Origin of the sequence: Streptomyces sp. ID05-39B, assembly GCF_033794725.1 — a bacterium.
Lineage (GTDB): Bacteria > Actinomycetota > Actinomycetes > Streptomycetales > Streptomycetaceae > Streptomyces > Streptomyces bobili.
The window spans coordinates 18797-37599 of the sequence record NZ_JARGEF010000017.1 but is presented as its reverse complement, the minus strand read 5'-3'; the positions used below and the strand labels follow the sequence as shown (position 1 = coordinate 37599).

Sequence of the window (18803 nt, the reverse complement as noted above, 5' to 3'; positions counted from 1 at the left end):
GCGATCCCGGGCTCCGGCATCGCCTCCAGACCGATGTGAGAGCGGTCAACCCGTGAAACACAAGGGGCGGGCACCGGATTCCTCCGGGCCCGCCCGCTTGCCGTACGACGGTTGTCGCGCCGTGCCGATCAGGCCTACGGCGCTGTCAGACCGTGAGCAGTGCCTCCAGTGGTGCTCCGTCCAGGGCCGCCTCCAGGCGGGGCCTGCCGTTGAGGAAGCCCAGCTCCATGAGGACGGCCACGCCGGCGACCTGGGCGCCCGCACGCTGGATGAGCTGGATCGACGCCTCGGCGGTGCCGCCGGTGGCGAGGACGTCGTCGACGATCAGGATGCGGTCGTCGGCGGTCAGGTCCTCGGCGTGGATCTCGATCTCGGCCGAGCCGTACTCCAGGTCGTAGGCCTGGGCGAGGGTGGCTCCGGGGAGCTTGCCCGCCTTGCGCACGGGGACGAAGCCGAGGCCCGCCCGGACCGCGACGGGGGCACCGAGGATGAACCCTCGGGCCTCCAGGCCGACGACCTTGGTGGCGCCGGTGCGCTCGGCGATCTCCGCGAACGCGTCGGTGAGCGCGCTGAACGCCGCCGGGTCCGCGAGCAGCGGGGTGATGTCCTTGAACATCACGCCCGGCTCCGGGTAATCGGCCACGTCGCGGATGCGGCTGAGCAGCAGCGTCGTGATGTCCGTGGTCTCGGTCATCGGCGCTTCCCCGAGGGACGGCCACGGCCGCGGCCGCGGGACGCCGGCTGGGTGCGCGGACCGACGACCGCCGTCTCGACGTCCTCCGAGTCCTCGTCCGGCCCGCCGTCGTAGCCGTACGACGGCGTGGGATCCTCGTCGGCGGGCGACTGGGCACGCTTGGCGAGGACACGCTTCCTCAGGGCCTTGACCTGCGGCTCGAGTTCCTTGAGGTCGGCGACGAGCGGGGTGGCGATGAAGATCGAGGAGTAGGCACCGGCGGCGAGGCCGACGAACAGCGACAGCGAGATGTCGTTGAGCGTGCCCGCGCCGAGGAAGCCGCCGCCGATGAACAGCAGGCCCGCGACCGGGAGCAGCGCGACCACCGTGGTGTTGATGGACCGCACCAGGGTGCCGTTGATCGAACGGTTGGCGATCTCGCTGTAGGTGAAGCGGGTCTGCTTCGTGAGGTCCTTCGTCTGTTCCTTGAGGGAGTCGAAGACGACGACCGTGTCGTACAGGGAGTATCCGAGAATGGTCAGCAGACCGATCACCGTGCCCGGCGTGACCTCGAAGCCGACGAGGGCGTAGATGCCGACGGTGATGGTGATGTCGTGGATCAGGGCGATGAGGGCCGCGATGGCCATACGCCACTCGAAGGCGATGGCCAGATAGATCACCACCAGCACCATGAAGATCGCCAGACCCTGCCAGGCCTTGTTGGCGATCTGGTCACCCCAGCTGGGACCGACCAGGTCGGCCGCGATCGACTCGGGGTCGACCTTGAAGTCCTTGGCCAGCTCCTCCTTGACCGTGTCGGACTGCTTGGTGTCCATGCCGGCGATCTGGATGCGCACCGAGCCGTCGCCGAGCTTCTGCACGACGGCTTCGTGGCCCGACGCCTCCTCGGCGGCGGTCTGCGCCTGCGAGACGGAGATGGAGCCGTTCTTCGCGGTGGTGAAAACGGCACCGCCCTGGAAGTCGATGCCCATGTTCAGGCCGCGTACCGCCAGACCGACGATCGCCGTGATGGTGATCAGGATCGAGATGCCGTACCAGATCTTGCGGTGACCGATGAAGTCGTAGCTGATCTCACCACGGTGGAGTCGGGCGCCGAGGGTGCCGAGTTTCGACATCGCTCACGCCTCCTTCGTCTCGACGGGACCGGCGGCAGGACCGGAGGGACGGCGGGTGCGGCGCAGCGGCGGCTTGGCACCCAGGCTCTTCGGGTCGAGACCGGACCACTTGTGGCCGCTCGCGAAGAACTTGCGGCGGGCGATCAGCGTCATCAGCGGCTTGGTGAAGAAGAAGACCACGACCACGTCGAGGACGGTGGTCAGACCGAGGGTGAACGCGAAGCCCTGGACCTTGCCGACGGTGACGAGGAACAGCACCGCTGCGGCGAGGAACGACACGAAGTCGGAGACCAGGATGGTGCGCCGCGCGCGCGGCCAGGCCCGCTCGACCGCGGGACGCAGGGAGCGGCCCTCGCGGATCTCGTCCCGGACCCGTTCGAAGTAGACGATGAACGAGTCCGCCGTGATGCCGATGGCGACGATGGCGCCGCAGACGGCCGGCAGGTTGAGCGCGAAGTTGATGGTCGGGCCGAGCAGCGACATGATCACGTACGTCAGCGCGGCGGAGACCAGCAGCGAGGCGATCGCGATGAGCGACAGGCCGCGGTAGTAGGCCACCAGGTAGACGATCACCAGGCCGAGGCCGATGGCGCCCGCGAGGAGACCGGCGCGGAGCTGGTCACCGCCGAGTGCCGCGGTCACCGTCTGGACGCTCGACTCCTGGAAGGAGAGCGGGAGGGCGCCGTAGGACAGCATGTTCGCGAGGCCCTGGGCCTCCTCCTGCGTGAAGCTGCCGGAGATCTGGGCCTGGCCGCCGGCGATGGAGGAGCTGACGTACGGGCTGGAGACGACCTCGCCGTCGAGGACGATGCCGAACTGGTTCTGCGGCTGCTGGTTCTGGGCGAGCCGGCCAGTGATGTCCGCGAACTTCTTCGCGCCCTTGGAGTTGAAGTCCATGGTGACCTGCCAGCCGGCGGCGGTCTGCGTGTCGTAGACCGCCTTGGCCTCGTCGACCTCGGTGCCGTCCACGGCGGCCGGGCCGAGCAGGTACTTGTACCAGGCGCCGTCGATCTGGCCGCAGGCCACGGTCGTGTCGCCGGGCTTGACGCCTTCGCCGAGCACGGAGCGCTGCTTGTCCTTGGTGCAGTCCAGGGAGGTGTACTTCGCCTGGAGCGCGGCCTCGTCGGCGGGGGGCGCGGACGCCGAGGGGCTGGCGGAGGCGGAGGCGCTCGCTGAGGGCGACGGCGTGGTGTCGGCCTTCAGGTCGTCGGTGACGGCACGGCCCTGGGAGGTGGCGGAGGCCGACGGGGAGGTCGAGGAGGAGGCCTTCTCACCGGCGGAGGCGCTGGTGGAGGGGCTCGGCGACGCGCTCGGGGAACCGCTGGCCGACGGGCTCGGCGGGGTGCTCGCGGCGGGGCCGCTGGGCTCGCTGGCCAGAACCGGACGGAAGTACAGCTTGGCGGTGGTGCCGACCTGTTCCCGGGCTTCCTTGGAGTTGATGCCCTTGGGGATGTTGACGATGATGTTGCGATCGCCCTGGGTCTGCACCTCCGCCTCGGAGACGCCCAGCCCGTTGACACGGCGGTTCATGATCTCGACCGCGGTGTCCATGTTGGCCTTGTTGATCGCGGACCCTTGGTCGGCCTTCGCCTCGAGCGTGATGCTCGTACCGCCGGCAAGGTCGATGCCGAGACGCGGAGTCGTGTGACCGGAGAGGAACATGCCTCCGGTGAGCCCCACGATGGCGATCAGAATCAGGGCCAGCGAGCGCCACGGCTTGCTCTGGGCACTCGCGCTCCGGCCCTTTTTAGGTGCTGCCACCTTCTCGTACTCCCTCTCGGGCCGCCTCGCGCCGGGTCAGCGCGGCAGCGGCCATGACATGGTGTCGGGATCCCCTATGTGCGAGATTGCGCGCGCCCGGGGCACACGGGACGGGCCCGCGTGCCCCGGGTCGTGGCTACTTCTTCGCGTCGGAGTCGCCGTCGGTCTTCTTCGGCTCTTCGTCGGCCGCGGCCGTCTTCTCCTCGGCGGTCTTCTCGGGCTCTGCGTCGGCCTCGGCCGCGTCCTTCGCGTCGAGGTCCTCGTCCTTCTTGCCGAGGTCGACGCTCTGGTCACCGGAGGTGGCGGCAGCGTCGGCGGACCCGTCGGTCTCGGTGAGGGAGGAGGCGTCGTCGGGGACGACGTCGGCGTCGGACTTCAGGTCGTGCTCGATGCCGTGGACGATGCGGTTGTACTCGTCGTCCGTCAGGACGGCACCGATCGAGTTCTTCGCGAAGAGCAGGTCCACACCCGGGCCGGCGTCGAGGAGGACCGTGTCCTCGCTGACCTCCTTGACCGTCGCGTACATGCCCCCGATCGTGCGGACACCGCTTCCGGGCTGCATCTGGTTACGCATGTCCGCAGCCTGCTGCTGCTTCTTCTTCGCCGACCGCGTCATCAGGAACATGGCCCCGATGAGCACGACGAACGGGAGGATGGTCACGAGACTCACGGGTCGGTACTTCCTTCACGCGACCGCGATGGTGAGCGGCCTGATGGTTGGGGGTATGTGCGCTGCCGACAAGGGCAGCATCGGCGGAGTCTAAGCGAGTCCGCGCGCACTGAACAACGCTCAGCATGGCACCAGGGTTCCTGGCACCGCCATGGCCCCGTCCGATCCCGGCCGGATGCCCCCGCCGTCACGCCCCGAACAGGTCCTGTTGTCCGTTTCCCGCCGTGGCTGGGCGGGGCGGGGTCAGGCCGAGGTGGGTCCAGGCGGCGGGGGTCGCGACCCGGCCACGGGGCGTGCGGGCGAGCAGGCCCTCGCGGACGAGGAAGGGTTCGGCGACCTCCTCCACGGTCTCACGCTCCTCCCCCACCGCGACGGCGAGCGTGGAAAGGCCGACCGGTCCGCCGCCGAACAGCTTCAGCAGTGCCTGAAGGACGGCGCGGTCGAGGCGGTCGAGTCCGCGGGCGTCGACCTCGTAGACCTTCAGGGCCGCCTCCGCGATCTCGCGGGTGATCACGCCGTCCGCCTTGACCTGCGCGTAGTCACGTACGCGCCGCAGCAGGCGGTTGGCGATGCGAGGCGTGCCGCGGGAGCGGCCGGCGATCTCGGCGGCGCCGACGGTGTCGATCTCGACGTCGAGGAGGTTCGCCGAGCGGTGGATCACCCGCTCCAGCTCGGCCGGCTCGTAGAACTCCATGTGCGCGGTGAAACCGAAGCGGTCGCGCAGCGGGGGCGGCAGCAGGCCCGCGCGCGTGGTGGCGCCGACCAGGGTGAACGGGGGCAGCTCCAGGGGGATGGCGGTGGCGCCGGGGCCCTTGCCGACGATGACGTCGACGCGGAAGTCCTCCATCGCCATGTAGAGCATCTCCTCGGCGGGCCGGGACATGCGGTGGATCTCGTCGAGGAAGAGGACCTCGCCCTCCTGGAGGGAGGAGAGGATCGCGGCGAGGTCCCCCGCGTGCTGGATGGCGGGGCCGCTGGTGATGCGGATCGGGGCGCCCATCTCGGCGGCGATGATCATCGAGAGGGTGGTCTTGCCGAGGCCGGGGGCGCCGGAGAGCAGCACATGGTCGGCGGTCGCGCCACGCGCGCGGGCGGCCCGCAGGACGAGGTCCAGCTGCTCGCGGACCTTCTCCTGGCCGATGAACTCGCCCAGGTCCTTGGGGCGCAGGGCGGCCTCGACGGCCTGGTCCTCGCCGTCGGCGACAGAGCCCACCAGCCGCTCCGCGGCGGGGCCGGCGGGCCCCTCGTCGGCGGTCGCGTCGCTCGGGTCGTCCCAGTTCATGTGGTGTGCCTCGGGGATGTAGGGGGTCAGCGGGCTCGGTTGAGGGTCTGCAGCGCCGCCTTGAGGAGCGAGCCGACCTGGGGTGTGCCCCCGGCGGCCTCGGCCTGCGGTGCGACCGCGGTCACGGCCTCCTCGGCCTCGCGGGTCGCATAGCCGAGGCCGATCAGGGCCGCGTGCAGCTGGTCGCGCCAGCCCTGGGTGACGGGCCTGCCCACCGCGGGGGCGCCGACCGGCTCGCCGAGACGGTCCTTCAGCTCCAGCAGGAGTTTCTGGGCGCCCTTCTTGCCGATACCGGGGACGGCGATGAGGGCCTTCTCGTCACCGGTGGCGACGGCTCTGCGCAGGGTGTCCGGCGCGTGGACCGCCAGCATGGCCTGGGCGAGGCGCGGGCCGACCCCACTCGCGGTCTGGAGCAGCTCGAAGACCTGGCGCTCGTCGTCGTCGGAGAAGCCGTACAGGGTGAGGGAGTCCTCGCGGACGACCAGGGAGGTGGCCAGTCTCGCCGGCCGGCCCATGCGCAGGCCGGAGAGCGTGTTCGGTGTGCACTGGACGGCGATGCCGATGCCGCCCACCTCGACCACCGCGGAGTCCGGGGAGAGGGCGGCGACCGGTCCGCTCACGAAGGCGATCATCCGGTACGGCCTTTCGATGTGTGCAGGGCGACGGCCTGCTGGAGTCGGTTCTGCGCGGGGGCGCGCCAGATGTGACAGATGGCGAGGGCGAGGGCGTCGGCGGCGTCGGCGGGCTTGGGCGGCGCGCTCAGCCGCAGCAGACGGGTCACCATGGCACCGACCTGGGCCTTGTCGGCGCGGCCGCTGCCGGTGACGGCCGCCTTGACCTCGCTGGGCGTGTGCAGGGCCACGGGGATGCCGCGGCGGGCGGCGCACAGCGTGGCGACGGCGCTGGCCTGGGCGGTGCCCATGACCGTGCGCACGTTGTGCTGGCTGAACACCCGCTCCACGGCGACGAATTCGGGCCGGTACTCGTCCAGCCACCGCTCGATGCCCTGCTCGACGGCGACCAGGCGCTGCCCCAACTCGGCGTCCGCGGGCGTGCGGACGACACCGACGCCGAGCATCGTGAGCGGCCGGCCCGCGACGCCCTCGACGACGCCCACACCGCATCGCGTGAGGCCGGGGTCCACCCCGAGTACGCGCACGTGCCCTCCCCTTCTTTGCGGCTGAACCGCCGCCGCTCTCGCGGACCTGGCTGAGGAACGTCGTGGTTCCCCAATTGATGGTTGCGATGTGTGGACGGCGGCGATCCACAGACGTCGCCAGGCTATCCGCCGGCACTGACAACGGCGGCGGGCCGGTGAGACGTGTCCCACCGGCCCGCCGGAATCCGCTCAGTTCGCGGCAGCGCTACGCGTCGACCTTCTCCATGACCTCGTCGCTGACGTCGAAGTTGGCGAAGACGTTCTGCACGTCGTCGCTGTCCTCGAGCGCGTCGATCAGCTTGAAGATCTTCCGGGCCCCGTCCTCGTCCAGCTCGACCTGCATGGTCGGGACGAAGTTGGCGTCGGCGGAGTCGTAGTCGATGCCCGCGTCCTGGAGGGCGGTGCGGACCGCGACCAGGTCGGTGGCCTCGCTGATGACCTCGAAGGACTCCCCGAGGTCGTTGACCTCCTCGGCACCGGCGTCCAGGACGGCGCCGAGCACGTCGTCCTCCGTCAGCTCGCCCTTGGGGACGATGACGACGCCCTTGCGGTTGAACAGGTACGACACCGAACCCGGGTCGGCCATGGAGCCGCCGTTGCGGGTCATGGCGACGCGGACGTCGGATGCGGCGCGGTTGCGGTTGTCGGTGAGGCACTCGATGAGCACCGCGACGCCGTTCGGACCGTAGCCCTCGTACATGATCGTCTCGTAGTCGGCACCGCCGGCCTCAAGGCCACCGCCGCGCTTGACCGCGGAGTCGATGTTCTTGTTCGGGACCGACGACTTCTTCGCCTTCTGGATGGCGTCGTAGAGCGTCGGATTGCCGTCGATGTCGACGCCGCCCATGCGCGCCGCGACCTCGATGTTCTTGATCAGCTTCGCGAAGAGCTTGCCGCGCTTGGCATCGATCACGGCCTTCTTGTGCTTCGTCGTGGCCCATTTAGAGTGGCCGGACATCTGCCTGTCTCCTTCGCGTAACCCATCTCTGCGTGAACGCCAGAGATCCTACAAGGACTCCGGTGCCCGGTTGGCGCGCACCATGTCCACGAACAGGGAGTGGACCCGGTGGTCGCCCGTCAGCTCCGGGTGGAACGACGTGGCGAGCGCGTTTCCCTGGCGGACGGCGACGATGTGGCCCTCGTGCTCGGCCAGCACCTCGGTGCCGGCACCGACGGACTCCACCCAGGGGGCACGGATGAAGACGCCCTCCACGGGATCGCCCTCGACGCCCTTGATGTCGACGGCCGCTTCGAAGGACTCGTTCTGCCGTCCGAAGGCGTTGCGGCGCACGATCATGTCGATGCCGCCGATCGTCTCCTGGCCCGAGCGCGGGTCGAGGATCTTGTCGGCGAGCAGGATCAGGCCGGCGCAGGTGCCGTAGACGGGCAGGCCGGCCCGCACGCGTTCGCGGAGGGGCTCCAGTACGCCGAAGAGGACGGCCAGCTTGGAGATGGTGGTGGACTCGCCGCCGGGGATGACCAGGCCGTCGACCTCGGCGAGTTCCTCGGGGCGCCTGACCGGCCTGGCCACGGCGTCGGCCGCGGCCAGGGCGATGAGGTGCTCCCGTACGTCGCCCTGGAGGGCCAGGACGCCGATGACAGGTGCCTCGCTCATGTGACTACCAGCCGCGGTTGGCGTAGCGCTCGGTCTCGGGGAGGGTGTCGCAGTTGATGCCGACCATGGCCTCGCCGAGGTTGCGGGACGCGTCCGCGATGATCTTCGGGTCGTCGTAGAAGGTGGTCGCCTTCACGATGGCGGCGGCACGCTTGGCCGGGTCGCCGGACTTGAAGATGCCGGAGCCGACGAAGACACCCTCGGCGCCGAGCTGGCGCATCAGGGCGGCGTCGGCGGGGGTGGCCACGCCACCGGCGGAGAACAGCACGACCGGCAGCTTGCCCAGCTCGGCGACCTCCTTGACCAGCTCGTACGGGGCGCGCAGGTCCTTGGCGGCGGCGTACAGCTCGTTGTTGTCGTAGCCGCGGAGCCTGGTGATCTCGTTCTTGATCTGGCGCAGGTGGCGGACCGCCTCGACGACGTTGCCGGTGCCGGCCTCGCCCTTGGAGCGGATCATCGCGGCACCCTCGGCGATGCGGCGCAGGGCCTCGCCCAGGTTGGTGGCGCCGCAGACGAACGGCGTGGTGAAGGCGAACTTGTCGCTGTGGTTGACCTCGTCGGCCGGGGTGAGGACCTCGGACTCGTCGATGTAGTCCACGCCGAGGGACTGCAGGACCTGGGCCTCGACGAAGTGGCCGATGCGGGACTTGGCCATGACCGGGATGGAGACCGCCTCGATGATCTCCTCGATCATGTTCGGGTCCGACATCCGGGCCACGCCGCCGTCCTTGCGGATGTCGGCGGGAACCCGCTCCAGGGCCATGACGGCGACGGCGCCCGCGTCCTCGGCGATCTTCGCCTGCTCCGCGTTGACGACGTCCATGATCACGCCGCCCTTGAGCTGCTCGGCCATGCCGCGCTTCACGCGCGCGGTGCCGGTCTCGGGGGCCTGGTTCTGGGTGCTGGACACGGGTTGACCTCACTGAAGGGAAAGAGGGCTTTCTACCGCACTGAGGAAACGCGAGTGGACCAGTCCACAGCAAGGGCCAATGGGAAGCCGGTGGATCCTTTTGGGTTCCGGGAGGCGTGCCCCACGCCTCCCGGTGCGGTCACGGGCGCGAACGGTCCATGAGGACGGCGGGCGGCTCGTCGTCCATCTCGAAGGCCATCGGGAACGGGGCGTGGCCGGCCAGCCGGAACCAGCGCACCTTGCGGTGCTCGCGCAGCCTGCGGGCCCCGCCCACCGCGTCGTTGTGGAAGCGGCGGGCCATGGGAACCCGCAGGACGGTCTCCGTCAGCTCCTGCGCCGCGGCCTCTCCCCCGGGCGCCTCACGGACGGCCTCCAGCTGCAGTGCGTCCGCGAACACCGCCCGCAGTGCCTGGCTGAGGTCGCTCTCGGCGACCTCCCGCTGCTCCTCCTCGGCCTGCCGGGCGGCGTGCGCGGCCTCGTACAGCACGATCGAGGCGGCCGGGTCGAGCACGCCCGAGGTGGCCAGCTCCTGGGCGACGGACGCCCTGCGCAGCAGTTGCGCGTCCAGGGCGGCGCGGGCGGCGTCGATCCGGGCGTGCAGCCGGTCCAGGCGTCCCGCCGTCCAGCTCAGATAGAGGCCGATGGCGACGAGGACGACGAGGATCCAGATGAGGGTTGCGGTCACGGGCCGAAAGGCTAGCCGCTCCACGAGGCGGGCCGGGATGTCTCGCGCGGGCTGGCGCCCTCAGGCCCGCGCCGACGACACCCTCACGACCACGGACGAGACCCGACCACCCCGCCGACAGGCACCACCCGCCCCCCGTCAGTCCCGCGCCAGGCCGAACCGCGCCCGAAGCCCCGGCGAACCCCCGTCGTCCGCGGCGACCGCCGCCGCGCCCGCCGTGACCGTCTCGTACACGGACAGGATGTCCGCGCCGACCGTCGACCAGTCGAAGCGCCGGACATGGGCGCTGCCGCGTTCGCGCAGGCCGGCCCGCCGCTCGGGGTCGCGGAGCAGCCGCACCGCCGCCTCGGCCAGCGCGTCCGGGTCCTCGTTGGCGAACAGGTCGCCGGCGCCGCCCTGGTCGAGCACCTGGGCGAAGGCGTCCAGGTCGGAGGCGAGCACCGGGGCCCCCGCGGACATGGCCTCGACCAGGATGATGCCGAAACTCTCGCCGCCGGTGTTGGGAGCGACGTACAGGTCGATGCTGCGCAGGAAGCGGGCCTTGTCCTCGTCGCTGACCATGCCGAGGAACTCCACGCGGGAGCGCAGCTCCTGCGGGAGGTTCTCGACGGCCTCCTTCTCGTCGCCGCGGCCGGCCACCAGCAGGCGCGCGTCGGGACACGCGGCGAAGATCTTCGGCAGGGCGGCCATCAGCACCGGCAGACCCTTGCGGGGCTCGTCGATGCGGCCGACGAAACCGATCGTCCCGCCCTGCCACTCGGGGTTGGGCTCGGCGCGGGCGAAGAAGTCGACGTCGACGCCGTTGGGGATGACCACGGCGTCCCCGCCGAGGTGTTCCACCAGGGTGCGGCGGGCGTACTCGCTCACCGCTATGCGCGCGCTGATCTTCTCCAGGGCGGCCTGAAGGATCGCGTAGGCGGCGATCATCGCGCGCGAGCGCGGGTTCGACGTGTGGAAGGTCGCCACGATCGGGCCCTGCGCCGCCCAGCAGGTCAGCAGCCCGAGCGAGGGCGAGGTCGGCTCGTGGATGTGGACCACGTCGAAGGCGCCGTCGTGCAGCCAGCGACGTACCCGGGCGGCGCTCAGGAAGCCGAAGTTGAGCCGGGCCACCGAGCCGTTGTAGGGCACCGGGACGGCGCGGCCGGCCGAGACGACGTACGGCGGCAGCGGGGTGTCTTCGTCGGCGGGGGCGAGGACGGACACCTCGTGGCCGAGCCGGACGAAGTACTCGGCGAGGTCGCGGATGTGGAACTGGACGCCACCGGGCACGTCCCAGGAGTAGGGGCAGACGATGCCGATTTTCACGAGGGCCCCTTCGCGGGGTCGAGATCGGCGAGCCACAGCCGCTGGAGCATGTGCCAGTCCTCCGGATGGTCGGCGATACCCGTGGCGAAGGCGTCGGCCAGCGCCTGTGTCATGACAGACGTCTGTTCGGCCCGCGTACCTGACTCGGGTACCTGGATCGGGGGATGGATGCGGCCCCGCATGACGGGTGAGTCGTCGTACCGGAGCGTCACGGGCAGGAGCAGCGCGCCGGTCTGCTGGGCGAGCAGGGCCGGTCCGGCGGGCATGCGCGCGGTGGCGCCGAAGAACTCGACCTCGACCCCGGACGCGGACAGGTCGCGGTCGGCGACCAGGCAGACCAGGCCGCCCTCGCGCAGCCGCCGGGCGAGGGTGCCGAAGGCGGTGCCGCCGCTGTGCGGCAGGACCTCCATACCGAGGCCCTCGCGGTAGGCGACGAAGCGGTCGTAGAGCGTCTCGGGCTTGAGCCGCTCGGCGACCGTGGTGAACGGGGTCTTCAGCTTGGTGGTGACCCAGGCGCCGGCGAGGTCCCAGTTGGCCAGGTGCGGCAGGGCGAGGACGACGCCCTTGCCGGCCGCGAGGCCGTCGGTCAGGTGGTGCAGGTCCTTGGGCTCGAACCCGGACGCGATCCGCTCCGGGCTCCAGGAGGGGAGGCGGAAGGACTCCATCCAGTAGCGCAGGTAGGAGCGCATGCCCGCGCGCGACAGTTCGGCCAGCCGCTCGGGACCCGCGTCCGGCACCACGCGCGCGTAGTTGCTCTCCAGCCGCTGGACGCCCTTGCCGCGCCGCTTCCAGGCGAGGTCGGCGAGGGAGCGGCCGAGGCGGGTGGCCACCGGCTCGGGGAGGTTCTTGACGGTGCTCCAGCCGAGCCCGTACAGCCCGTCGGTCAGCTGGTCGCGTGCGCTCACTTGGCCGTCTCACGCCCTTCGGAGTCCTGTGCGGCCGCGGCGGTCTGCCCGTCGGCCTCCGCCGCTTCGCGCCGGACGGTGACGACCCGCTGGATCAGCGTGACGACGCTGCCGACGGCGACGAGCCACAGGGCGACCGGCAGCAGGTACTGGATGCCCGGCACGCCGAACGCGTGCAGGCCCGCGAGCCCGGCCGCCACCAGCGACACCACGAGCCGCTCGGCGCGCTCGACGAGCCCGTTGACGGCGACCGGCAGCCCGATCGACTCGCCGCGCGCCTTGGTGTACGACACGACCTGGCCGCTGGCCAGGCAGAAGATCGAGACGGCGCACAGGACGTTGTCGTCGCCGTGCCCCGCGTACCAGAGGGCGAAGCCGCCGAAGATCGCGCCGTCGGCGACCCGGTCGAGCGTGGAGTCCAGGAAGGCCCCCCAGCGGCTGGAGCGGCCGAGCTGGCGGGCCATGTTGCCGTCGACGAGGTCGGAGAACACGAACAGCGTGATCACGACCGTGCCCCAGAAGAACTCGCCCATGGGGTAGAAGACCAGCGCGCCCGCGACCACGCCGGCGGTGCCGAGCAGCGTGACCGTGTCGGGGCTCACGCCCCGGCGGATGAGAAACGCGGCGAACGGTGTGAGGACACGCGTGAAGAATGCACGCGCGTACTTGTTCAGCATGGCCTTCCCGAAGGTTGTATGGCCGCGCGGCCCCTGCTGGCCACCGGCTGGCCCATCGTAGCCACGCGCGTGGGTGCCCGACCGTCGGGCACCCGGGGCCGGTGTCACGGCCGGGCCGCTTCCGGGCCGCGGCGGCATCGCGGGCCGGCCCGTGCCCCGGCCGGGTTCATGGCCTCGTCGCGTCCTTCGTATGGACGCACCGTGACGGGAGTGGAAAGCTCGAAGGACCGCGGGCGTCGCCGGAGCCGCCACCGCACGCGGAGCCGCCGTGTCCGCGCCCCGATGACCTCACCGTGCACGGGAGGCAGAGAAATGGGCGACAAGGCGAACGCACACCCCGGAGCCGCCGGCAGGGCTACGGCGGCCGACCACCCCGCGTCCGTACGGAATGTGGTGCTGGTCGGCCACTGCGGATCGGGCAAGACGACATTGGTGGAGGCTCTCGCGCTGACGGCGGGAGCGGTGAACCGGGCGGGCCGCGTGGAGGACGGCGGCACCGTCTCCGACTACGACGACATCGAGCACCGGCAGCAGCGTTCGGTGCAACTCTCCCTGGTGCCCGTCGAATGGGACGGCATCAAGATCAACCTCCTCGACACCCCCGGGTACGCCGACTTCGTCGGGGAGCTGAGGGCCGGTCTGCGGGCAGCGGACGCGGCCCTCTTCGTCGTCTCGGCCTCGGACGGCGTGGACGGCTCGACCCGCATGGTGTGGGACGAGTGCGCGGCCGTCGGCATGCCGCGCGCGATCGTCGTCACGCATCTGGAGTCCGCGCGCGCCGACTTCGAGGAGATGACGAGGATCTGCGCGCAGGCCTTCGGCGGCGACGACCCCGACGCCGTACTGCCGCTGTACCTGCCGCTGCACGGCCCGCAGGCGCCGGACGGGCACGCACCCGTGACGGGACTGACCGGGCTGCTGTCGCGGAAGCTGTTCGACTACGCCTCCGGCGAGCGCAAGGAGTCCGAACCGGGCGAGGACGAACTGCCCGGGATCGAGGAGGCCCGTAACCGGCTGATCGAGGGGATCATCGCCGAGAGCGAGGACGAGACCCTGATGGACCGCTATCTCGGCGGCGAGCAGATCGACGTGAAGACGCTGATCGAGGATCTGGAGCGGGCCGTGGCGCGCGGCACCTTCTTCCCGGTCCTGGCCGCGGCCCCGGCGGCCGAGGGCGCCCGGCAGGGCATCGGCACCGTGGAACTGCTCGAACTGGTCACCCGCGGTTTCCCGACACCGCTGGAGCGTGAGGCACCCCGCGTCACCACGATCGGCGGCGAGCCGCGCGCGCTGGGCCTGTGCGATCCGGACGGGCCGCTGGTCGCGGAGGTCGTGAAGACGGCCTCCGACCCCTACGTCGGCCGGGTCTCCCTGGTCCGCGTGTTCTCCGGCACCCTGCGCCCCGACCAGACCGTCCACGTCTGCGGGCACGGACTCACCGACCGCGGCCACGAGGACCACGACGTCGACGAGCGCATCGGCGCGCTGTCCGCGCCCTTCGGCAAGCAGCAGCGGGCGCTGACGCACTGCATCGCGGGCGACCTCGCGTGCGTGGCGAAGCTGAGCCGCGCGGAGACCGGCGACACGCTCTCCGCCAAGGACGACCCGCTGCTGATGGAGCCGTGGCAGATGCCCGACCCGCTGCTGCCGCTGGCCATCCAGGCGCACAGCAAGGCCGACGAGGACAAGCTCTCGCAGGGGCTCTCGCGGCTGGTCGCCGAAGACCCGACGATGAGGCTGGAGCAGAACCAGGGCACCCACCAGGTGGTGCTGTGGTGCCTGGGCGAGGCCCACGCGGACGTCGCCCTGGAGCGGCTGCGCACCCGTTACGGCGTGCAGGTCGACGTCGTCCCGCACAAGGTCTCTCTGCGGGAGACGTTCGCCGCGAAGTCGTCCGGGCGCGGGCGGCACGTCAAACAGTCCGGTGGGCACGGGCAGTTCGCCATCTGCGAGATCGAGGTGGAGCCCCTGCCGGGCGGTTCGGGCATCGAGTTCGTGGACAAGGTCGTGGGCGGCGCGGTGCCGCGCCAGTTCATCCCCTCCGTCGAGAAGGGCGTACGGGCGCAGGCCGCCAAGGGCGTGGCCGCCGGCCATCCCCTCGTCGACGTCCGGGTGACCCTGCTCGACGGCAAGGCGCACTCGGTGGACTCCTCCGACGCCGCGTTCCAGACCGCCGGGGCGCTCGCGCTGCGGGAGGCCGCCGCGGACGCGAAGATCCATCTGCTGGAGCCGGTGGCCGAGGTGAGCGTGCTGGTCGGCGACGAGTACGTGGGCGCCGTGATGAGTGATCTGTCGGGCCGGCGCGGCCGGGTGCTGGGCACCGAGCAGACGAACGGCGGCCGCACGCTGGTGCGCGCCGAGGTGCCCGAGATCGAGATCGGCCGGTACGCGGTCGGCCTGCGTTCCCTCTCGCACGGCACGGCCCGCTTCCACCGCGCGTACGCCCGGCACGAACCGATGCCGGTGCAGGTGGCCGAGCGGCTCCGCCAACAGGAGCAGGACGGTTAGGGATTGAGGCCCGGCCACCTTCAAGTGGCCGGTGTGGAACGTGTGCCTCCGATCCGGCGGGCGGCTTCGGCCGTCCGCCGACGGATGTCCGTGCCTGGATATACGCTGATGACCTGATCAACAGGTGTGCGGAGTACGGAAGTCGGGAAGGCCGCAGAAGCGACAGTGGCGGCGATCGGGGGCGGGAATGACCGTGGGCAGCGGTTACGCGGACTTCTTCGGACCACAGGTGCCCCAGCAGGGCGACGGCGGGCAGACGCCGACCGTCGCCCTGGCCTCGGCCGCCTACCGGGACAACCCCGTCGAGGACATCAAGCAGGCAGACAACGAATGGCATCAGTCGACGGTCGACACCGGCCGCGGCTGGGCCAAGATCTTCCGGCCCAACCTCGGCGAGGCGTTCTCCCAGGCGGTGATCGACCGCATGCTGGGCGTCGGCCGGAAGCCGCTCATCCAGTCGTTCGGCAGTGACCCGCAGGCGGTCGTCGAGCACTGCCTGGCCGCCAACCGGATCCGCCGCGAGCGCGACCGGAAGCTCACCGGCGTCATGCTCCTGTGCGGTGTGCTCTTCCTGCCGGGCCTCCTGGTGTGGCTGCTGGTCTTCCAGCTCCGGGCCACCATGGTGAAGGCGGACAACAGGCGGGTCTCGGGACTGGCCACCGGTCTGCTCGTGGCCGTCGGCGCCCTCGCCGCGCTCTTCCTGCTCCGCATGCCCTTCTCCGGCCTGGCCGGGTGGTACGCGCGCGGTGCGGTCGTCGCACCGGTGGCCGGCTGGTTCCTGGCCAAGCGGATCTGCGAGGGCACGGCGAAGGACCTGCGCGAGCGCTGGGACAGCCTGCTGTCCGGCACCAGCGTCGGCGCCAAGGTCCCCGAGGCGGTGCCGACCAGCCCCAGCCAGACGGCGGCCGAGCAGCTGCGCCAGTCCCTGGCCCGGCTGAGCGCCGAACAGCAGTCCAACTCCGTCTTCTACGCCGGTCCCAAGGGAATACTCGGCATGGGCACCCGCTGGGGCGCCTGGCACCTCGCGGAGGAACTGACCCCGATCGACCCCGTCAAGGGCGTCCACGAGTTCCGCAGCTGGACCGTCGTGCGCGCCATCCACGACCAGCTCCAGCTACTGCACCGGCAGAGCCTGAAGACCGGCGGATTCCCGCCTCCTTCGGTACGGCACTGGATCGTCACTCCGGTCGGCGAGAACGCCAAGGCGGTGGCCCGGCCGGAGGGCACCGACGTGGAGGCGTACCAGGTCAAGCCGCGGGCCGTGGAGGACATCTGCAACAACCAGCAGTTCGGCGGCGGCGACCGGCACTACCTCGGCGTCCAGTGGCCGCTGTGGGACGGCCAGCTGATCATCACCATGCTGATCACCGTGACCGTGCTGCACGAGACGCTGCGCATCGAGGTCACCGGCCATGCGCTGGGCCCGGTGAACTCCCTGTTCACCAGCAAGCCCGAGGCCCCCACCAAGGAGGTCGCCAAGACCGTCCGGTTCTGGGAGACCCGCAAGATCAGCCTGCCGCTGGTCACCGCCGACGAGGTGGTACGGGTGGCCGCGCGCGCCACGATCAGCTGGTACCCGCCGCTGCTGAACTGGCTCGGCGGCTCCATCGGCCTGCCCGAGCCCTTCGGCCTGCGGCACTCCTGGGCCGACCAGCCGTGGCGGCACCGCTTCATGGCCGACGACGCGCTGCGCGCGGCGACACCGGTGCTGCGGGTGGTGCACTCGGCCGCACTGCGGGTGCTCAAGGAGCACGACGTGGACATCGCGAACTTCAGCTCGCGCTCGTCGGCCCTGAGCGGGGCGGTCCAGGACCTGACACCGAAGAAGGCGGACACCTACGACGCGTAGGCCTCCGGCGGTGGGTCGGGGTCTCACGGGCTGAGGCGCTGGGGCTGTTGCCCCCAGGCCCCCGTTGCCGGCCCCATGGCCTCGTCCTCGGACGCCCCCGGAGGGGGACCGCCGGACCGGGCCGGATCTGCCCGCCGCCGCTCTCGCGGACACCTACGACGCCTAGGCCTCCGGCGGATCGGCGGGACCTCTCACGTGGGCGCGGTGAACGGCGTGCTGAAGGCTGCCGCCCCCAGGCCCCCGTTGCCGGCCCCCATGGCCTCGTCCTCGGACGCCCCCGGAGGGGGACCGCCGGACGGGCCGGATCTGCCCGCCGCCGCTCTCATTGCCGGCTGGGCCATGCCTCCGCCAGCATCTTCCGGGTGTCCGCCAGCAGTTGCGGCAGCACGCGCGTGTGGCCGACCACCGGCATGAAGTTCGTGTCGCCGCCCCAGCGGGGGACGATGTGCTGGTGCAGGTGCGCGGCGATGCCGGCGCCCGCCACCGCCCCCTGGTTCATGCCGATGTTGAAGCCCTGGGCGCCGGACGCCGTGCGCAGGGCCGTCATCGCCTGCTTGGTCAGCTCTCCCAGCTCCGCCGTCTCCGCCCCGGTCAGGCCGGTGTAGTCGGCCACGTGCCGGTAGGGGACGGTCATCAGGTGGCCGCCGTTGTACGGGTAGAGGTTCAGCACGGCGTACACGTGCTCGCCCCGCCGGACCACCAGGCCGTCCTCGTCGGACTTCGCCGGGATCGCGCAGAACGGACAGCCGTCGTCGGCTCCGGGGCCGGTGGGCTTGTTCTCGCCCTGGATGTAGGCCATCCGGTGCGGGGTCCACAGGCGCTGGAACGCGTCCCGCGTCCCCACTCCGATCTGCTGCTCCGGCTCACTCGTCATGCCAAGCAGCATATGGCTTCGCCCGTTCGCGGCGTGTCGGCGGGGTGAGCGCGAAAGGCATGCGGGCCAAGCTGGGCCGATGACCGCAGACAGCCGCCTGATCCGCTGGGAACGGCGCACCGAGCTGCCCCTCGCCCTCGCCTCGCTGGCCTTCCTGGCCGGGTACGCAGCCCACGTCCTCGCCACCGGCCTGCCCGACGCCTGGCGGGATCTGAGCCTGTCCGTCCTGTTCGCGGCGTGGGCACTGTTCGCCGTGGACTACGCGGTGCGCTGGCGGCTCAGCGGACAGGGTCGGCGCTTCGTCCGGCGGCACTGGCTGGACACCCTGGTGGTGCTGCTGCCGCTGCTGCGCCCGCTGCGGATCGTGCGGCTCTACGAGGCCGTACTGCGCCGGCGCGGGCAGCCACGGCTGTCGCTGCACGCGCGCGTGATCGTCTACGCGGGGGTGTCGACGCTGCTGCTCGGATTCGCGGGCGCGCTCGCCGTCTACGCACAGGAACGCGGGGCGCCGGGCACCGAGATGCGCACGTTCGGCGACGCCGTGTGGTGGGCGTGCTCCACCCTGTCCACCGTGGGCTACGGCGACGTGACGCCGGTGACTGCGATGGGCCGGTTCATCGCGGTCGGCCTGATGGCGTGCGGCCTGGCTCTGCTGGGCGCGGTCACCGGGTCCTTCTCGTCCTGGCTGATCCAGATCTTCTCCGGTGAGGACGAGCGGGCGGGCGCACCCGGGGGCGGGGCCGGAGACGGGGCGGGGCCCTCGGGGAGCTGACTCCCCGAGGGCCCCGCGTCCC

18 protein-coding genes are annotated in these 18803 nt (G+C 71.2%); 3 read left to right on the top strand and 15 right to left on the bottom strand.

Annotated elements, in window-relative coordinates:
* Positions 1–145 precede the first annotated feature (145 nt).
* The 14 genes from P1P75_RS06820 to pgsA form a co-directional block, all read right to left on the bottom strand.
* Positions 146–694 (bottom strand): adenine phosphoribosyltransferase, encoded by a 549-nt coding sequence (locus tag P1P75_RS06820; RefSeq protein WP_319252523.1) that lies wholly within the window; start codon positions 692–694, stop codon positions 146–148.
* Positions 691–1809 (bottom strand): protein translocase subunit SecF, encoded by a 1119-nt coding sequence (gene secF / locus P1P75_RS06815; protein WP_319252521.1) that lies wholly within the window; start codon positions 1807–1809, stop codon positions 691–693. Before secF ends, P1P75_RS06820 begins: the two co-directional genes overlap by 4 nt.
* A gap of 3 nt (positions 1810–1812) precedes the next feature.
* Complete coding sequence (secD, locus tag P1P75_RS06810) at positions 1813–3570, bottom strand: protein translocase subunit SecD (protein ID WP_319252519.1); 1758 nt, start codon at positions 3568–3570, stop codon at positions 1813–1815.
* Positions 3571–3706: 136 nt separating this feature from the next.
* Positions 3707–4240, bottom strand: coding sequence for a preprotein translocase subunit YajC (gene yajC, locus P1P75_RS06805; RefSeq protein ID WP_319252517.1), 534 nt, complete (start codon positions 4238–4240; stop codon positions 3707–3709).
* A 187-nt stretch (positions 4241–4427) separates the two neighbouring features.
* Complete coding sequence (gene ruvB, locus P1P75_RS06800) at positions 4428–5522, bottom strand: Holliday junction branch migration DNA helicase RuvB (RefSeq protein WP_319252515.1); 1095 nt, start codon at positions 5520–5522, stop codon at positions 4428–4430.
* A 26-nt stretch (positions 5523–5548) separates the two neighbouring features.
* A complete protein-coding gene (gene ruvA, locus P1P75_RS06795; RefSeq protein WP_319252513.1) occupies positions 5549–6154 on the bottom strand; it encodes a Holliday junction branch migration protein RuvA in 606 nt (201 codons plus the stop codon).
* Entirely contained in the window at positions 6151–6681 is a 531-nt protein-coding gene (gene ruvC, locus P1P75_RS06790; protein WP_319252510.1) for a crossover junction endodeoxyribonuclease RuvC, read from the bottom strand. The genes ruvA and ruvC overlap by 4 nt, the downstream gene beginning before the upstream one ends.
* A 205-nt stretch (positions 6682–6886) precedes the next feature.
* Complete coding sequence (locus P1P75_RS06785) at positions 6887–7639, bottom strand: YebC/PmpR family DNA-binding transcriptional regulator (RefSeq protein ID WP_319252508.1); 753 nt, start codon at positions 7637–7639, stop codon at positions 6887–6889.
* Between the two features lie 48 nt (positions 7640–7687).
* Entirely contained in the window at positions 7688–8296 is a 609-nt protein-coding gene (gene pdxT, locus P1P75_RS06780) for a pyridoxal 5'-phosphate synthase glutaminase subunit PdxT (protein ID WP_319252506.1), read from the bottom strand.
* A 4-nt stretch (positions 8297–8300) separates the two neighbouring features.
* Entirely contained in the window at positions 8301–9206 is a 906-nt protein-coding gene (pdxS, locus tag P1P75_RS06775; protein ID WP_319252504.1) for a pyridoxal 5'-phosphate synthase lyase subunit PdxS, read from the bottom strand.
* 139 nt (positions 9207–9345) lie between these two features.
* A complete protein-coding gene (locus tag P1P75_RS06770; protein WP_319252502.1) occupies positions 9346–9891 on the bottom strand; it encodes a hypothetical protein in 546 nt (181 codons plus the stop codon).
* Positions 9892–10029: 138 nt separating this feature from the next.
* Complete coding sequence (locus tag P1P75_RS06765) at positions 10030–11196, bottom strand: glycosyltransferase family 4 protein (RefSeq protein ID WP_319252501.1); 1167 nt, start codon at positions 11194–11196, stop codon at positions 10030–10032.
* The gene (locus tag P1P75_RS06760; RefSeq protein WP_319252499.1) at positions 11193–12101 is read right to left on the bottom strand and encodes a phosphatidylinositol mannoside acyltransferase; all 909 of its coding nucleotides are present in this window, start codon (positions 12099–12101) and stop codon (positions 11193–11195) included. Before P1P75_RS06760 ends, P1P75_RS06765 begins: the two co-directional genes overlap by 4 nt.
* Positions 12098–12778 (bottom strand): phosphatidylinositol phosphate synthase, encoded by a 681-nt coding sequence (gene pgsA / locus P1P75_RS06755; protein ID WP_319252497.1) that lies wholly within the window; start codon positions 12776–12778, stop codon positions 12098–12100. The genes P1P75_RS06760 and pgsA overlap by 4 nt, the downstream gene beginning before the upstream one ends.
* A 312-nt stretch (positions 12779–13090) precedes the next feature.
* Here pgsA and P1P75_RS06750 point away from each other — a divergent pair, with 312 nt between their 5' ends.
* Together P1P75_RS06750 and P1P75_RS06745 are read left to right on the top strand one after the other, a co-directional pair.
* Complete coding sequence (locus P1P75_RS06750) at positions 13091–15286, top strand: elongation factor G-like protein EF-G2 (protein WP_319252495.1); 2196 nt, start codon at positions 13091–13093, stop codon at positions 15284–15286.
* 187 nt (positions 15287–15473) lie between these two features.
* A complete protein-coding gene (locus P1P75_RS06745; RefSeq protein WP_319252493.1) occupies positions 15474–17135 on the top strand; it encodes a hypothetical protein in 1662 nt (553 codons plus the stop codon).
* 322 nt (positions 17136–17457) lie between these two features.
* On the opposite strand, the gene P1P75_RS06740 is transcribed toward P1P75_RS06745, so the two are convergent.
* On the bottom strand, positions 17458–18021 hold the full coding sequence (locus tag P1P75_RS06740; RefSeq protein ID WP_319252491.1) for an HIT domain-containing protein: 564 nt from the start codon (positions 18019–18021) through the stop codon (positions 17458–17460).
* A gap of 67 nt (positions 18022–18088) precedes the next feature.
* Here P1P75_RS06740 and P1P75_RS06735 point away from each other — a divergent pair, with 67 nt between their 5' ends.
* On the top strand, positions 18089–18781 hold the full coding sequence (locus P1P75_RS06735; RefSeq protein ID WP_319252489.1) for a potassium channel family protein: 693 nt from the start codon (positions 18089–18091) through the stop codon (positions 18779–18781).
* The last annotated feature ends 22 nt before the right edge of the window (positions 18782–18803 follow it).

Bases quoted from the DNA above. Each gene is read 5' to 3' on its own strand.
- pgsA (WP_319252497.1), bottom strand. From the start codon at position 12,778: ATGCTGAACAAGTACGCGCGTGCATTCTTCACGCGTGTCCTCACACCG.
- P1P75_RS06785 (WP_319252508.1), bottom strand. From the start codon at position 7,639: ATGTCCGGCCACTCTAAATGGGCCACGACGAAGCACAAGAAGGCCGTG.
- ruvA (WP_319252513.1), bottom strand. From the start codon at position 6,154: ATGATCGCCTTCGTGAGCGGACCGGTCGCCGCCCTCTCCCCGGACTCC.
- ruvB (WP_319252515.1), bottom strand. From the start codon at position 5,522: ATGAACTGGGACGACCCGAGCGACGCGACCGCCGACGAGGGGCCCGCC.
- P1P75_RS06735 (WP_319252489.1), top strand. From the start codon at position 18,089: ATGACCGCAGACAGCCGCCTGATCCGCTGGGAACGGCGCACCGAGCTG.
- P1P75_RS06740 (WP_319252491.1), bottom strand. From the start codon at position 18,021: ATGCTGCTTGGCATGACGAGTGAGCCGGAGCAGCAGATCGGAGTGGGG.
- P1P75_RS06745 (WP_319252493.1), top strand. From the start codon at position 15,474: ATGACCGTGGGCAGCGGTTACGCGGACTTCTTCGGACCACAGGTGCCC.
- pdxT (WP_319252506.1), bottom strand. From the start codon at position 8,296: ATGAGCGAGGCACCTGTCATCGGCGTCCTGGCCCTCCAGGGCGACGTA.
- P1P75_RS06750 (WP_319252495.1), top strand. From the start codon at position 13,091: ATGGGCGACAAGGCGAACGCACACCCCGGAGCCGCCGGCAGGGCTACG.
- secF (WP_319252521.1), bottom strand. From the start codon at position 1,809: ATGTCGAAACTCGGCACCCTCGGCGCCCGACTCCACCGTGGTGAGATC.
- P1P75_RS06820 (WP_319252523.1), bottom strand. From the start codon at position 694: ATGACCGAGACCACGGACATCACGACGCTGCTGCTCAGCCGCATCCGC.